The 15,425-nt window shown below is 43.6% G+C and carries 11 protein-coding genes; 4 read left to right on the plus strand and 7 right to left on the minus strand.

The features are described from left to right. Nucleotides 1-85: 85 nt before the first annotated feature. Nucleotides 86-811 (plus strand): YebC/PmpR family DNA-binding transcriptional regulator, encoded by a 726-nt coding sequence (locus tag ACSSVW_RS02805; protein WP_036972571.1) that lies wholly within the window; start codon nucleotides 86-88, stop codon nucleotides 809-811. Nucleotides 812-1,227: 416 nt separating this feature from the next. Here ACSSVW_RS02805 and ACSSVW_RS02810 read toward each other — a convergent pair whose 3' ends face one another. Beyond that, nucleotides 1,228-3,405, minus strand: a complete 2,178-nt coding sequence (locus ACSSVW_RS02810; protein ID WP_454178787.1) for a malate synthase G — start codon at nucleotides 3,403-3,405, stop codon at nucleotides 1,228-1,230. A 234-nt stretch (nucleotides 3,406-3,639) separates the two neighbouring features. On the opposite strand from ACSSVW_RS02810, the gene ACSSVW_RS02815 reads away from it, so the two are divergent. Continuing rightward, nucleotides 3,640-5,241: an isocitrate lyase gene (locus ACSSVW_RS02815; RefSeq protein WP_036972569.1), complete on the plus strand. Its 1,602-nt coding sequence runs from the start codon at nucleotides 3,640-3,642 to the stop codon at nucleotides 5,239-5,241. A gap of 802 nt (nucleotides 5,242-6,043) precedes the next feature. On the opposite strand, the gene ACSSVW_RS02820 is transcribed toward ACSSVW_RS02815, so the two are convergent. Beyond that, entirely contained in the window at nucleotides 6,044-8,071 is a 2,028-nt protein-coding gene (locus ACSSVW_RS02820) for a S9 family peptidase (protein ID WP_421419892.1), read from the minus strand. Nucleotides 8,072-8,220: 149 nt separating this feature from the next. On the opposite strand from ACSSVW_RS02820, the gene ACSSVW_RS02825 reads away from it, so the two are divergent. Both ACSSVW_RS02825 and ACSSVW_RS02830 read left to right on the plus strand, forming a co-directional pair. After that, entirely contained in the window at nucleotides 8,221-8,598 is a 378-nt protein-coding gene (locus tag ACSSVW_RS02825; protein ID WP_065979219.1) for a VOC family protein, read from the plus strand. 462 nt (nucleotides 8,599-9,060) lie between these two features. Beyond that, the gene (locus ACSSVW_RS02830) at nucleotides 9,061-10,044 is read left to right on the plus strand and encodes a WD40 repeat domain-containing protein (RefSeq protein ID WP_454178788.1); all 984 of its coding nucleotides are present in this window, start codon (nucleotides 9,061-9,063) and stop codon (nucleotides 10,042-10,044) included. A gap of 57 nt (nucleotides 10,045-10,101) precedes the next feature. Here ACSSVW_RS02830 and ACSSVW_RS02835 read toward each other — a convergent pair whose 3' ends face one another. From ACSSVW_RS02835 to ACSSVW_RS02855, 5 genes are all read right to left on the minus strand, one after another. Further along, nucleotides 10,102-10,959 (minus strand): aminotransferase class IV, encoded by an 858-nt coding sequence (locus ACSSVW_RS02835; RefSeq protein ID WP_454178789.1) that lies wholly within the window; start codon nucleotides 10,957-10,959, stop codon nucleotides 10,102-10,104. Between the two features lie 2 nt (nucleotides 10,960-10,961). Then, nucleotides 10,962-11,816, minus strand: coding sequence for a glutamate cyclase domain-containing protein (locus tag ACSSVW_RS02840; protein WP_278370236.1), 855 nt, complete (start codon nucleotides 11,814-11,816; stop codon nucleotides 10,962-10,964). Further along, on the minus strand, nucleotides 11,801-12,532 hold the full coding sequence (locus ACSSVW_RS02845) for a 5-oxoprolinase subunit PxpA (protein ID WP_118845284.1): 732 nt from the start codon (nucleotides 12,530-12,532) through the stop codon (nucleotides 11,801-11,803). Before ACSSVW_RS02845 ends, ACSSVW_RS02840 begins: the two co-directional genes overlap by 16 nt. 7 nt (nucleotides 12,533-12,539) lie before the next feature. Further along, on the minus strand, nucleotides 12,540-13,337 hold the full coding sequence (locus ACSSVW_RS02850; RefSeq protein ID WP_454178790.1) for a putative hydro-lyase: 798 nt from the start codon (nucleotides 13,335-13,337) through the stop codon (nucleotides 12,540-12,542). 67 nt (nucleotides 13,338-13,404) lie between these two features. After that, the gene (locus ACSSVW_RS02855) at nucleotides 13,405-15,207 is read right to left on the minus strand and encodes a glycoside hydrolase family 3 protein (protein ID WP_454178817.1); all 1,803 of its coding nucleotides are present in this window, start codon (nucleotides 15,205-15,207) and stop codon (nucleotides 13,405-13,407) included. Between the last annotated feature and the right edge of the window lie 218 nt (nucleotides 15,208-15,425).

Genomic DNA, 15,425 nt, shown 5'->3' on the forward strand with positions numbered 1-15,425 from the left:
ACGATAAACAGACCAGGCACTAGCCCAAGCGACAATGAATTGCTAAAATATCGGCAATTATCAAATGTATTCATAGAGGCATAAGATGGGCAGAGCATTTGAAGTCCGCAAAAACGCCATGGCTAAAACGGCCAATGCAAAAACAAAAGTAAATTCTAAGTACGGTAAAGAGATCTACGTTGTTGCAAAGAATGGTGAACCCGACCCAGAAGTAAACCAAGCATTAAAACGCATTATTGAACGTGCAAAACGTGATCAGGTTCCTGCACATGTAATCGAAAATGCCATCAAAAAAGCAGCCGGTGGAGCAGGGGAAGACTACTCTCCAGCACGTTACGAAGGGTATGGCCCAGGTAACTGTATGGTGATTGTTGACTGTTTAACAGACAACCCTAACCGTACAATTAAAGATGTGCGTTTACCGTTCACTAAAACTGACTCAAAAATTGGGACGCCTGGTTGTGTCGCGCACATGTTCGATCACTTCGCGGTTCTTGGTTTTGCTGGCGAAGATGACGAAGTGGTACTCGAAGCCCTAATGATGGCTGATGTTGACGTGACGGATGTCGAAGTAGAAGACGGCAAAGTGTCAGTATTTGCACCGCATACAGAATACTACAAAGCAAAAACAGCACTTGAAGAAGCGTTTGAAGGTATTACATTTGAAATAGACGAAATCACGTTTGTTCCACAAGTACATACAGAGATCACTGATCCAGATGATATTGCTAATTTTGAAAAGTTCATCACGATGTTAGATGACTGTGATGACGTTCAAAACGTTTATCACAATGCGATTGTCAAAAACTAATTTTAAAAAATTAGCACGTAAGAAGGGGCATTTGATAACAAATGCCCCTTTTTTGATCAATTTTTATTAGCCGATGAATGGCCATTATTCACTGTATTTATTCCGTTAAATAACAATATCAAGCTGAAAAAATACTGAATCATTGTAAGGGATAACATGAGTCGCAAGCGTGTAAGACAGCGCTCACTAACGACTGTATAGATATAAAAGATAAAGCAATGCAGGCGCAATTGCCGAGCACAACTCAATACAAAATTTTTGCCTTGTTATCAACGATGTATTATTGCCTCAAAATAGACCACTTAATTAAGTGAAATGGTATAAATACATGCGTTTATTGGTTTTTAGACGAAAAAAAGCAGCCCGAAGGCTGCAAAGAACGACACATCAAACTCGAAAGGGAGTGAGAAAAGTGATTAATGTTGAGACTTATACTTTATACGAAACGCATGCAGTAATGGTTCAGTATAACCACTTGGCTGTTTAACGCCTTCAAAAACAAGGGCTAATGCTGCTTGGTACGCAACACTTTGTGCTAGGCTTTCGGCTGAGTCAGCCATATTGGTGTAAGCTGGATCCCCTTCGTTTTGCCCATCGACGACTTTAGCCATACGTGCCATCGTTTTACGAATTTGCTCTTCATTGCATACACCATGATACAGCCAGTTCGCCATATGCTGGCTTGAAATACGCAGCGTTGCACGGTCTTCCATTAAGCCTACATGGTTGATATCTGGCACTTTTGAGCAACCAATACCTTGATCAATCCAGCGCACAACGTACCCTAGAATGCCTTGTGCATTGTTATCAAGCTCGGCTTGGATATCTTCTTTTGATAACGTACTTGAGTCTTTCATCAGTGGGGGGGTAAGTAAGCGTGTGAGGCTTGCTTCTTTACGGTCCATCAGTGCCTTTTGACAGGCAAATACATCAATATCATGATAATGCATTGCATGCAGTGTAGCCGCAGTAGGAGAGGGCACCCACGCGGTATTAGCCCCGCTTTTCGGGTGGCCAATTTTTTGTTCCATCATCAACGCCATTTTATCAGGCATTGGCCACATACCTTTACCAATTTGCGCTTTACCACTGAGGCCTGTTGCAAGGCCAATATCGACATTACGGTCTTCGTAAGCACTGATCCAAGGTTCTAGTTTTATAGCGCCTTTAGGCAGTACGACACCTGCTTGCATTGAGGTATGAATTTCATCACCTGTACGGTCTAAGAAACCTGTGTTAATAAACACAACACGGTTTTTTGCTTCGTAAATACAGGCTTTTAAATTTGCTGAAGTGCGGCGCTCTTCGTCCATAATCCCCATTTTTATGGTGTTTGCAGGTAAACCAAGCATCTGTTCAACACGTGTAAATAGGGTATTGGTGAAGGCCACTTCTTCTGGGCCGTGCATTTTGGGTTTAACAATATTGATGCTGTGAGCTGACGAATTTTTAAGGCCGTGCGTGCCTTTTAAGTCATGCAGGGCTGCGGTACTGGTGATGATGGCATCCATTATGCCTTCAAACACATCATTCCCCTCGCTATCTTGAATGGCTGGGTTTGTCATTAAGTGGCCTACGTTACGCACAAACATCATGCTTCGCCCTTTTAGGGTCACCGTTTCGCCATTAATACCCTGATATTGGCGGTCTTCAGCTAAGCGACGTTCAATAGTCTTCCCATCTTTGTTGAATGCTTCAACAAGGTTGCCTTGCATCAAACCAAGCCAGTTTTTGTAGACATTCACTTTGTCTTCAGCATCGACCGCAGCCACAGAATCTTCGCAGTCCATAATGGTGGTTAGTGCAGCTTCAAGTACAACATCTTTGAGGCCCGCTTTGTCTGCTTGCCCAATTGGGTGATGATGATCGATTTGTAGCTCAACATGTAAGCCGTTATTTTTCAAAAGAATAGCGCTCGGATTTTGTGCTTCACCTTGATAACCAACCAATTGTTCTGGGTGTGCCAGACGCACTTGGCTGCTATCACGCAAGGTGATAAGTAGCTCGTTATTCACAATGGCGTAGCTGGTACTTTCAATGTGTGAGCCATTGGCTAAAGGCAGCGCTTTATCAAGGAATTGGCGTGCAAAAGCCATTACTTTAAAGCCTCGCACAGGATTGTATGCAGCGCCTTTTTCTGCGCCATCGTCTTCACTGAGCACGTCGGTGCCGTACAACGCATCGTACAATGAGCCCCAGCGTGCATTGGCTGCATTCAGTGCAAAGCGTGCATTACTAACAGGCACAACTAGCTGAGGGCCTGCTGTATTGGCTATTTCGGGCTCTACGTGTTCGGTTTCAATTTTGAAATTGGCGGGCTCTGGCACCAGGTAGCCAATCTCCTCAAGGAAACGTTGGTAATTGGCTGCATCCCATACCGGCTGCTGTTTATGGTAGTTATCAATCTTGGCTTGCAGTTGTTCGCGTTTTTCTAAAAGCGCCCGATTGATAGGAGTTAACTCATTAACAATATCGGCAAAGCCTTGCCAAAACGCAGCTGGAGAAATGTCTGTACCAGGTAGCAATTGTTGTTCAACGAACTGTGCTAGCTGCTGGTCAACACTTAACCCATTTAGTGAGAGAGTGGTGGTCATAATAATGTCCTTTAAACGGTCGTAATTCGATCAGTCATGGCTCAACCATATCGTAAAAAAGGGTAAATGGCAGGCTAAATGTCATTCACCAAAAATATAGTGGCAATAACAACTATAAATTTACTAAATCCAAAAAATCGGCCTAATGTTGATTTAAGCGCTACGGAGCGAACACTTCTTAGCCACTCTCACTAACAAAAAAGATTAAATGAACCCGTTCGAAGGATTTTTATTATGACTACATATCAACGCGAAACAGATAACTTAGCGACTTTATGCCAAAGCCAGGGCAAAACGTGGCAATCAATTAACCCTGAATATGCAAGCCGCATGCGTTTACAAAACCGTTTTCGTACAGGGTTAGACATCGCACAGTACACAGCAGATATCATGCGTGCCGATATGGCAGCATACGATGCAGACCACAGCCAATACACTCAATCTTTAGGGTGTTGGCACGGTTTTACTGCACAACAAATGATGATGGCGATTAAACGTCATAATAAAACAACGAAACGCAGCTACGTGTATTTAAGTGGTTGGATGGTTGCTGCACTGCGCTCAGAGTTCGGTCCATTACCTGACCAAAGCATGCACGAAAAGACTTCTGTTCCAGCGCTAATTGAAGAAATTTACACGTTCTTAAAGCAAGCAGATGCACGTGAGCTTGATCACCTTTATAAAGACCTCGATGCGGCGAAAGCAAACGGCGGAGACGTACAAGCAGTCCTTGATAAAATTGATAACTTTGAAAGCCACGTAGTGCCAATTATTGCCGATATCGATGCTGGTTTCGGTAATGAAGAAGCAACATACCTACTTGCGAAGAAAATGATTGAAGCAGGTGCGTGTGCGATTCAAATTGAAAACCAAGTATCTGATGCAAAACAATGTGGTCACCAAGCAGGTAAAGTAACCGTTCCACATGAAGATTTCTTAGCAAAAATCAATGCGGTTCGTTATGCATTCCTAGAGCTAGGCATTGATAACGGTATTATTGTTGCACGTACTGACTCACTAGGTGCAAGCTTGACACAAAAAGTACCTGTATCGAAAGCGCCTGGCGACTTGGCAAGCCAATATACTTCATTCTTAGAAACAACGCCTGTAAACAGTGTTGATGAGTTAAACGAAGGCGACACCGCAATGAAGCTGAATGGCCAACTATGTAAACCAACACGTTTAGACAATGGTTTATACCAATTCCGTGAAGGAACAGAGAAAGACCGCGTTGTACTCGACTGTGTAACAAGCTTGCAATCAGGCGCAGACTTACTGTGGATTGAGACAGAAAAACCAAACGTTAAACAAATTGCAGAGCTTGTTAACCGTGTTAAAGAGCACGTGCCAAATGCGAAGCTTGTATACAATAACTCACCTTCGTTCAACTGGACGCTTAAGTTCCGTGAGCAAGTATACGCTGAATGGCAAGAGCAAGGTAAAGACTTATCTGCATACCCAAGCATTGATGATAACAAAGCATTAATGGCACCAGAAATGGATGATACTGAGCTTGCTGCAGCGGCTGATGTGCTTGTTCAAAACTTCCAACGAGATGGTGCGCGTGAAGCCGGTATTTTCCATCACTTAATTACACTGCCGACTTACCACACCGCGGCGCTAAGCACAGATATCCTATCAGAAGGTTATTTTGGTGACTTAGGCATGCTAGCGTATGTTCGCGATGTTCAACGTCAAGAAATCCGTCGTGAGCAAGCGTCAGTGAAACACCAAGACTTAGCAGGTTCTAATATTGGTGATACGCACAAAGAGTACTTCTCTGGTGAAAACGCACTGAAAGCGGGCGGTGAAGCAAACACCATGAACCAGTTCTAACCAAGTTGTAATATTCCTTTATAGCTATTCAATAATGTTGTTAGGGGCCTTCGGGCCCTTTTTCACTTTTAGTTATCAGTCTTCAGACTCGCACCTCGCATCTCGCACCTCGCATCTCGCACCTCGCACCTCAGATCAGAGTTTAACTAAGTCTTGGATCAGCCATTTACTAGCTTTTAGAAAAGACAGATCACGCTTTTACCAGCCTGCATTTTTTGGATCAGGATTTAACTACCTCCGCTATTTCTTGGTTGATTCAGCCTATTTATTGCTTATAAGTGTGGGTAAAAGGCCAAAATTGGCTTTTATAGCTGATTAGGGGCGGTAATTTGCGAGGAGAACTTCGTTTATAAACCGATTTTTTACCAACTTAAACGACCTACAAACCAAAATTTTACTAACTGATGCTAGGTTTTTAGCGGCACAAACCGATTTTTTACCAACTCAAGTTATTGATATTGGCCATAAACCGATTTTTTACTAACTGATGAGGAGACTATGTCCGATATTTGAGAAATGTATGTAAGGAGTTACTTACATATGTACTGTAAAGGGGGTTTACAATAATGGTTAAGAGTAAAGTCAAAAAGTAACAGCGGGTTTACCCCGCGTAATGGTTTTATTCATGACACGGCATAAAGCCACTGCTACTGGTATGTGCGAAACTATTTTACATTTTATGCTTTGCAAGTGACGCGATATAAAATCGCGTCTAATACTTTTTGCGATAAGTTAAACGAAACTGCGTCACGAAATCAGTTCATCTTGCGCAAATGAAACGTTCTCGCTTCGCTCGATGTTGTTAATCATTTCCACTGTTCTTATCAAACCACCATTGAATATACGCTACTTTGCTCATTAAGTTTGATGGACGAGCTGTAATGCCATGTGACGCATTTGGAATGCGTACCATTGCCGTATCAACACCTTGTAGCTTTAACGCTTGATAGAATTGCTCTGTTTCAGAAATCGGCGTGCGATAATCAGACTCACCCGTTAATAGCATAGTAGGAGTTTTTACATTACCTACATAACTAATGGGTGAGCGTTTCATATAATGCTCAATATTGTCCCAAGGTTTGCCCGGAAACCAATAATCAGCAAAGAAAGGATAGTAGTCGGCAGTTAGTACAAAACTGATCCAATTGATAACCGGCTTCGCAACAACGGCAGCTGCAAAGCGGTCAGTATGACCCACAATCCATGCCGTCAATACGCCACCACCTGAGCCTCCAGTAACAAACAGTTTGCTTTCATCAATAAAGCCTTTAGCGATAACCGCATCGACACCTGTCATCAAGTCATCAAAGTCATTGCTTGGGTAGTTATGATGAATTGTTTGCGCAAACTCTTTACCATATGAGTCACTGCCACGTGGGTTCATGTATAGAACGACATTGCCCTTCGCAGCAAACAACTGAACTTCAGGGCTAAAGTGAGGTCCATAGTTTGCAACGGGTCCACCATGGATTTCGAGTACCAATGGGTACTTTTTGTTTTTATCAAAGCCAGGAGGGTAGGCAATCCACCCTTGAACAGCTAAGCCATCATGGCTTGATTTAACCCAAATTTCTTCCACTTTAGCCAGCTCTTTGTTGCCAAGTGCATCTTCGTTAAGTTGAGTTAAACGATTCACTTTACCGCGTTTAATTAATGCAATATCTGCAGGGCGCTGAGTGTCAGCCAGTGTAATTGCAACATCACCGTCTTCGCTTACATCAAAATCTCCGCCAGAATACGGGCGACCAAATGCCACACTGCCTATCTTCTCGGTAATAACTTTGTGTTTACCGTTTCGAGGTTGGTACGCTAAATGCGTTTTCCCTTCGCTGTCATAGCTAAAGTAAATGCCTCTACTGTCATCATCCCACTTAATTTCTTCAACGCTACGGTCAAGGTCTGTTGTTAAAACTGAGGTCTCACCAGACTTAAAATCAAGAAGGTAAATGTCACTGTTTTCATAGTTTGTTTTTTTATCATCGTAGCCTGTGTAGGCAAGGTATCGGCCATTCGGAGAGACTGCTGGTCGTGAGTCAGGGCCTACCCGGTCGGTCACCTGTGAAATTGATAAGTCAGCTACGTTTAATTTGTAAATTTCCGAGTTAGTGGGTTTTAACTCATGATCTTCATGACGATTAGCTGAAAAATAAAAAGCATCGCCCGTTTCGTTAAAGCTAATTGAGCCGCCATGATCAAAGTCACCAAAGCTCAGCTGACGCGCGTTACCGCCAGTTGCACTGATCATGAAAAAATGGCGATAACCCGCCTTTGTATAACCGCCCCCATCGGCACGGTAATAGACGTCATCAATATATTTTGCAGGCTCCGCCCACTTAGCGCCTTCAGGCTTGCCCGGTAAAGACACAGGGCCGGCTGATTTTTCAGGAACAAATTGGCTAAACACCAAATTTTTACCATCTGGTGTCCATGTTAAACCACCCGGACTTTGCGTTAGGTTACTAATTTTTGCGACATTCCCTGTTTTTAGCCACTTAACATAAATTTGGCTACTCCCATCACGGGTAGAAATAAATGCCAAGCGAGTTTCGTCTGGCGACAACACAGGTGAGTAATCCATATGTACGCCGGATGTAAGCGGTAGCATTGTTTTACCATCAGGGTTAACCGACCAAATATTACTGACTTTGCGATCGGTTTTAATGTCCATTCGATTTCGTACGAAAAAAATGGTCTCGCCATTTTTTGTCATTTCTAATTGGTTCGCGTATTCAAGATCGAAGACATTTTCAAGTTGGAATGTGTTGCTAGTTTGTGCGTGGCTATAAAAGCTGGCTACAGCAAGTAACGCCAAAGACGCTTTGAACTTCATAATGATTCCTTGTTATTGGTCGGTGTATATTCTGTTATAAAGTAGCAAACCATAAAAATATAGTTCATTGCGATGAATGGAAAAATCAATAGACAGATGCCCAATTCCCTTCTATGTTGAACACACTATTTTTTCTTAAGGAGCAGAAAATGATTGGTTACATAATGTTAGGCACGAATAACTTAGCTAAAGCGGTGAAGTTTTATGATGAACTTTTTTCTACTTTAAACGCTGAGCGCTTTTTAGAAACTGACCGCTTTGTGGCATGGAGCACAGGCCAAGATAAACCAGGCTTTGCAGTTACAAAACCTTATAATGATGAAAAAGCCACTGTTGGTAACGGTACGATGATTGCGATTGCCGTTGAAACACCAGCTCAAGTTGATGAGTTTTATAAAAAAGCCATTGAACTCGGTGGAACAGATGAAGGTGCTCCGGGTCCTCGTGAAATGCCCGGTTTCTATGCCGGTTACTTTAGAGACCTAGATGGTAATAAACTTAATGTGTTTTGTTTTACACATGGGTGAGGAAAGTGAGCAGTCGCTAGGCACTAGAAAATAGGGCCTAGCAAATGTAGCAGCGGTTTTTGTTCGGCGCTAAAGCACCTCCTACCTCGCACTTCGCATCTCGCGCCTCGCATCTCGCACCTCGCGCCTCGCACCTCGCACCTCGCACCTCGCACCTCGCACCTCGCATCTCGCGCCTCGCATCTCGCGCCTCGCATCTCGCGCCTCGCGCCTCGCATCTCGCATCTCGCGCCTCGCATCTCGCGCCTCGCGCCTCGCATCTCGCATCTCGCGCCTCGCATCTCGCGCCTCGCATCTCGCGCCTCGCATCTCGCATCTCGCACCTCGCATCTCGCATCTCGCACCTCGTAACTCGAATATCTAACTGAAAGCTGACAGCTAAAGTCAGAACTCCTACCCACTTCTGCTTATTTTTATTACACTGCTGCTATACAAAATAATTATAAAAATAAGAGTAGTAGTATGACGTCGAAATTGCTTAAATCGCTTTCTTGTTTATTTGCTTTAAGCCTTGTGGGTTGTGGTGGGGGTGAGGTGTATACCGCGCCTGCAAAGGATGAATTTGCTCATGGTGATGAGTTATTAAGTGCCGCAGCATTGACTGAAGATGCCAGTCACTCTCTACTCGCAACTGAGTCTAAAGTGTGTGTTTGGGATAATCAGTTAAAAGCACGTCTATACGATTGCATAACAGGGCAGGGCGCTGAGCATGTAGAGCTTGCGGGGTTTAGTGCTAACAAATCGCGTTTTTATATTTCTAATCGTTTATCGATGACCTTATTTGATACCCGCACGGGTCGAAGTATTGGCTCTTGGCTAACAGGGCAGGAGATAGCCAGAGATATCGCTATTTCAGCGTCAGGCGATACATTAGTAATTGTTTATCGTAGCGGCAAGGCTGAGGTAATAAATACCCGTACGGGCGATACTAAGCGCTTTGACATTCATCGTCTTGATATTAATAGCGTGGCGTTGTCGGCTGATGGGCAATGGGCGTTTACCGGCTCGAGCGACAAATACGTTAAGCTTTGGTCAACGAGTGATGGCAGTGCACGCTTTGAACAGCGTTTAGCTACCAGAGTGAATCGCGTCACCTTAAATAAAGCAGGCACGTTAGGCTTTGCAATCGACTCGGTCGATGACCGAATTTTTTTTGATTTAGCCAATAAAAAAGAGCTTGCTGAGGTAGCCTCATACTCTAACTTTATTGAGTTCACCGCATCGCAATTTATCAATCAAGACAAATGGCTATTAACGGGATCGCCAAAAATGAAGATGCGATTATACCGTGTTGCTGATGGCGAGCTAATCGCTGAATATGAAGCAAAACAGCAGCGCCAACGTACCTCGGTGCTGAGTGTGGCTTACGATGGTACGCAGTTGTATTCAGAAACCAGTGACGGTCTATTACAGGCTTGGCCGTTTGAGCCAAAAAGCAGCAAATAGCAGATAAAACAAAAACGCCTACTTAAAGTAGGCGTTTTTTTAGATTTCTAATTTTAACTAGTAATCAAATTTATGCTTGGTAAACAAGCTTTGTACTTGTTGCCATATTGCACCCGGTTTACCGTCACCCACCAATTTACCGTTCACTTTTACCACAGGGCCCACTTCTTTGGTGGCGCTGGTGATCCACACTTCGTCGGCATCGAGTAGCTCATCTTTGCTTATAATGCGCTCTTGGACCTTAAAATCACTGTGGCTGTGTAAAATATTGAGGATTAACCAGCGAGTGATCCCCGGTAAAATTTGGTTATCAAGTGGTGGAGTGCTGATCGCCCCCTCTTTAACAATAAACACATTACTTGAGCTGGCTTCGGTGATTTCTTCTAAGCGGTTAAATAAAATCGTTTCTTTGTTACCGGCTGCTGCGCCATGTTGGTAATGCATAACATTGCCAAGTAGTGCTGTTGATTTTATATGGCAGCGTTGCCAACGACGGTCTTGCTCAAGTGATACCGTGTACGTTGTTGCACTGTCGACATCGCTTTTGGGCTCTGCAGGAATTTCAAAGGCAAAGGCGAATACGGTTGGTGTGATATTGCTTGGGTAGCCGTGAGCGCGTTTTGTGTCGGCACCACGACTAACATGCAAGTAAATGCCTAGGTTATCACCGTGGTTTTTTTCGCATAAGTCGTTACAAATTTTACGCCACGTATCAGCACTGTAATCTAGCTTTATTTCGAGCTCATTTAAGCCGTTATTCATGCGTTCGATATGCGCACCAAAGCCGAGCATTTTACCGTTGTAAGATGGGATCACTTCATAGATGCCATCGCCAAATAAAAAGCCGCGATCCATTGGTGAAATCTTTGCTTCATCAGCACTTAGGTATTCACCGTTTAGGTATACCGTACCCATTGTTAAACCTCATTCTGTCTAGTAAGTTGGCGAAGCCGAGTTATTAATTGTTGGCCATGCATTGCATGAAGGCCGTCTTCAGTGAGCTCGTTTTTATGGGTAACACCATCTACACTGCCGCGCTCACTTAGGTATTGCAAAATGTTCAAAGGCTCTATATCAGCCAAAAAATCGGTGTTATGCCAGCGGCTTAAAAATGCGATAAGGCCATAGGCTGCCCAGTTAGATACATCGGCAAGTAGTAATTCATCGCAAGGCGTTACACTGGGTGTTATGTTGAGCCCATGCATATGCTTTGCAAGATTACCCATGCCAATTTCGTTGCCACCATCGCCTATTGCTATGGTTGGGCAGGTTGCTTCTGTTATAAAAAAATCAAAACAGCCACAGTGCTCCGAAATATCGATACCACGCATATTGTAATAACGTTGATGTTCATTAAGCCCCGGACGTTCGATTGACAGTACGCAATCTGGCTTTAATTGCTCAAGCGCTTTAATGCTAAAAGTGCGGGCATTTTCAATACTGTTAATCGGCAATTCAAAACAGTTAAAATCGTTTTTTAATGCGCTGTAAAGGGGGTTGCCAGTGACTAAAATGGGCTGTTTTCCTAGCTTGTCTAACACGCTATAAAGTGCAATTGCACCAACCGGGCCATCGGTTTCAAAGGTGTTATTAACCGCAAATCCAGTGCCAATTAATACCGGTCCATTTGCTTTATGTAATGCCTGAGCTGCGCGTAAGTATGTGCCGGTGCTTTGCATTGCGTATAAATGCTGCATACCACGTGGATTTTGTTCAACCATCATGGTTTCAATTTGTTGGCTGAGGGCTTCGTCGCTTAGGCTTGCTGACATAATGTTTTAATCTCTTGAATTAGGGCAATGCCTGCTTCGTTATCACCATGCACGCAGAGGCTATCTGCATTCAGCGTTAACTGTTGACCGCTTCGAGTGGTCACAGTGCCGTGTTTAATCAACTGTTTAACTTGTGCGATTAACGCGGGCTTGTCGTGTACACTGCCAGCAAGGTTACGTGACACAAGTGTACCTTCGTCGGTGTATTGGCGGTCGGCAAATGCCTCTAAAATAAGTTCTAAATTGAGTGCGCTTGCGTGTTCTTTGTGTTTATCTGCTTGATTGGTAGCTAAAATCATTAATTTTAATGACTTTGGGTAACTTGCAACGGCACGCATTACACTCTCTAAAATACGCTCATCACGCATCATGTCATTGTAAAGCGCGCCATGAGGTTTCACATAATTAAGTGTTAAACCATGCACTGCTGCCATGCCATCAATCGCCGCTATTTGGTAATGCAGGCAATTTATCAATTCTTGAGCGCTCATAGCCATTGAACGGCGACCAAAACCTTGTTTATCGGGGTAGCTTGGATGAGCGCCAACAGTGACATTATGCTGCTTGGCAAGGGCTAATGTGTTTGCCATTACATCGGCATCACCCGCATGAAAACCACAGGCAATATTGGCCATATCAATATGCGGCATTACTTGCTCATCAAGGCCCATTTTCCACATGCCAAAGCTTTCGCCTAAATCGCAATTAAGTTTCATGGTCATTTTATAACGCCGCCATTCTACTGTTTGGAATATCGGTGATCAGCATATGACCAGGACTATGTGTAATGCAAAAATCGGGTGCTGCATTCGCAATGGCAATTTGTGGGGTGACACCACAGGCCCAAAACACTGGAACTTCGCCATTTTTAATGGTGACAGCATCGCCAAATTCAGGCTTATTTATATTTTTTATACCAATCGCTGCTGGGTCACCAAAATGAACTGGTGCGCCATGAACACTTGGAAAACGGCTACACACTTGAATAGCGCGAATCGCATCAGCAGGCTTCATTGGTCGCATACTTACGACCATATTTGCATGAAACATTCCTGCACTTTGACAGGGCATATTAGTCACATACATCGGCACATTTTTATGCTCGGTGATATTACGAATTTCAAGCCCAGCTGCAATCAATGCTTCTTCAAATGAGAATGAGCAGCCAATTAGAAAGGTCACTAAATCATCACGCCATACATCGCTTATGTCAGTGATTTCTTCAACCATTTGACCATTTTTGAATATGCGATAGCGAGGCAAGTCGCTGCGTATATCAATGTCTTCACCAACGGTTGGCATATCGGTTACACCTGGCGAGTGGCTGGTTGCAATAATAGGGCATGACTTAGGGTTGGCTTGGCTAAATTGCAAAAAGTCGAACGCATATTGTTTCGGTAAAATAACTAGATTTGCCTGCACGAAACCAGGAGCAAAGCCAGAAGTATGACCGCTGTAGTCACCTGCCCGCACCAATTTCCTAATCGCTGCTGGGGTCGTTAATGATGCATCTTTTTGCACGTGCCTCTCCTTCAGTATTTAGCTTGAACCAACCATAACATTCAGTTCAATCTAAGGGTATTAGACATTAATTTATACCATTAATTGTAACGGGAAGCTGTCCTTTCGCAGGGGCTTTGCCCAGCAAAACTTTTGCCAATGCTGTGAATGCAGGGCCTGCGATTTTCTCGTCAGTGTCCACGTCAATATTGTAAGCATAGGTGGCAAGGACTGCATCACCAAATTTGCCAAATTGGGCAATATCGTACGGTGCGCGTAAGCTGACAAATACGGTCTTTTTGTTTGCTAATTTAGCTTGTTTAAGTAACGATTCTAGCGCGGCTGATTGGTCTGCAATCGCAAACTCTGGGTTATCGGCCAAGTCATCCATACCACCTACTTCGACAGCACTTTGCTTGGGTGAAGCATTCGCCGCAATAATCACATCCGCTTCGTTTAACTCTTTTAACGTTGAAAGTGGCTCAAAGCCTTGCAAGCTGGTGCAGCTAAAGCTTAACAACGTGTGTGTGTTATCCAGCAGAGCTTGTTGCAGAGCGAAACATTTTCGTGTGTCAGGCATAATTATATGCACTTTGGTGTTTTCTTTAAGTTTAAGCGGTAAAGTGTGCTTTTCGTTTTTAACTTCGGTAATGGCCGCTAATGCCAGTTCTGCCTCTACTTTTCGGTGGTGTTGATCACCAAGCAATAACTGCGCTTTTTTAATTGCGGCTTCATCGTCAAGCTGCGTTGTTAGATTGAATTTTTCTTTAAGTTTTAAAATGCGTGTTGCTGATGCACTCACTTCATCGGCATTTAAGGTGCCACGTTTTACTTCGTTTTCTAAGCGCTCTAGCAGTGTTTCGAGTACGGCTAAGTCTTTAGGGCTTCTGATTTCAATGGGCATCAGCGCGATATCAACGCCTGCGGCAAATGTGTTGATTACAGCTTCGATAGGTTCAAAAAAATGGCTGATGCCTGCCATATCGAGGGCATCAGTGATAACAACCCCTTGATAGCCAAGCTCATCGCGTAACAAATCGGTTATGATTTTGCGCGACATCGTTGCTGGCTTGATCATGGTTTTACCTTCTTTGCTCACAAAGGTGCTGTTATCAAGCGCTGGGTACTGTATGTGCGCGGTCATTATCATACCTGGTTGCTGGTTTTTAATGATCTCTTTAAACGGCGGTAAATCTTGTTGCCAAATAGTCTCTTTGTCGTGCATCACTTTAGGCAGGCCTGTGTGGCTATCGACATTGGTATCGCCGTGCCCCGGAAAATGCTTTAACGATGAAATAACCCCATTATTTTCAAAGCCTGCCACTTGTGCGCCACCCAGTTTAGCAACCAATTGGGGGTCTTCACCGTATGAGCGTACGTTGATCACAGGATTATCAGGGTTCATGTTTACATCAACCGTCGGCGCATAATTTACGTTAACGCCCAGAGCAAGCAGTTCATCAGCAATAATCCGAGCGGACTCTTTGGCAAAGTGAGTTCCATGCTCTTTATACGTTGCGCCAATCGACATATTGCCCGTGAATGACGTGCCTACATCGCGTGGTATACGAGCAACCCGGCCACCTTCTTGGTCAATCGAGATAAACAAAGGTAAGCCTAACGCTGACTTAGCCGCGGCTTTTTGTAAGTCGTTATTAAGTTTAATTACTTGCGGCACGGTATCAATATTTTCGGCAAATAAAATTACGCCACCAATATTATGTTTAGTGATGATATTGGCTAAATCAGCGGGTAAGCGTGTAACTGGCGTGCGGCATTTTTGCTCGCCGATGTCTTGCTCGCAGTAATAGCGTAAGTCGAGCATTAGTTTTTGCCCTAACTGCTGTTTTAAAGTTAACGCAGACTCAGCAAATGATGATTGTAATGGCATGAAACACCCTAATCCGATAACCAGTGACGATAGTGCAAACTTATTTAACACAGCAAGCTCCAAAGCAAAACGCTTAATTAATTTTAAGAATAAATTATTCTCGATGTTAATGTGTTTTTAAATAGAAATACAGTATTTTTTTGCTACCCTAACGGTTTTTGGTTTGGACTGCAAAAAGCGTAGTTAAAACACTGAATATTACTTATAACCCCAAAAAA

It is taken from the genome of Pseudoalteromonas sp. MBR-15 (assembly GCF_053628915.1).

Bases quoted from the DNA above. Each gene is read 5' to 3' on its own strand.
- ACSSVW_RS02805 (WP_036972571.1), top strand. From the start codon at position 86: ATGGGCAGAGCATTTGAAGTCCGCAAAAACGCCATGGCTAAAACGGCC.
- ACSSVW_RS02810 (WP_454178787.1), bottom strand. From the start codon at position 3,405: ATGACCACCACTCTCTCACTAAATGGGTTAAGTGTTGACCAGCAGCTA.
- ACSSVW_RS02815 (WP_036972569.1), top strand. From the start codon at position 3,640: ATGACTACATATCAACGCGAAACAGATAACTTAGCGACTTTATGCCAA.
- ACSSVW_RS02820 (WP_421419892.1), bottom strand. From the start codon at position 8,071: ATGAAGTTCAAAGCGTCTTTGGCGTTACTTGCTGTAGCCAGCTTTTAT.
- ACSSVW_RS02825 (WP_065979219.1), top strand. From the start codon at position 8,221: ATGATTGGTTACATAATGTTAGGCACGAATAACTTAGCTAAAGCGGTG.
- ACSSVW_RS02830 (WP_454178788.1), top strand. From the start codon at position 9,061: ATGACGTCGAAATTGCTTAAATCGCTTTCTTGTTTATTTGCTTTAAGC.
- ACSSVW_RS02835 (WP_454178789.1), bottom strand. From the start codon at position 10,959: ATGGGTACGGTATACCTAAACGGTGAATACCTAAGTGCTGATGAAGCA.
- ACSSVW_RS02840 (WP_278370236.1), bottom strand. From the start codon at position 11,816: ATGTCAGCAAGCCTAAGCGACGAAGCCCTCAGCCAACAAATTGAAACC.
- ACSSVW_RS02845 (WP_118845284.1), bottom strand. From the start codon at position 12,532: ATGAAACTTAATTGCGATTTAGGCGAAAGCTTTGGCATGTGGAAAATG.
- ACSSVW_RS02855 (WP_454178817.1), bottom strand. From the start codon at position 15,207: ATGCCATTACAATCATCATTTGCTGAGTCTGCGTTAACTTTAAAACAG.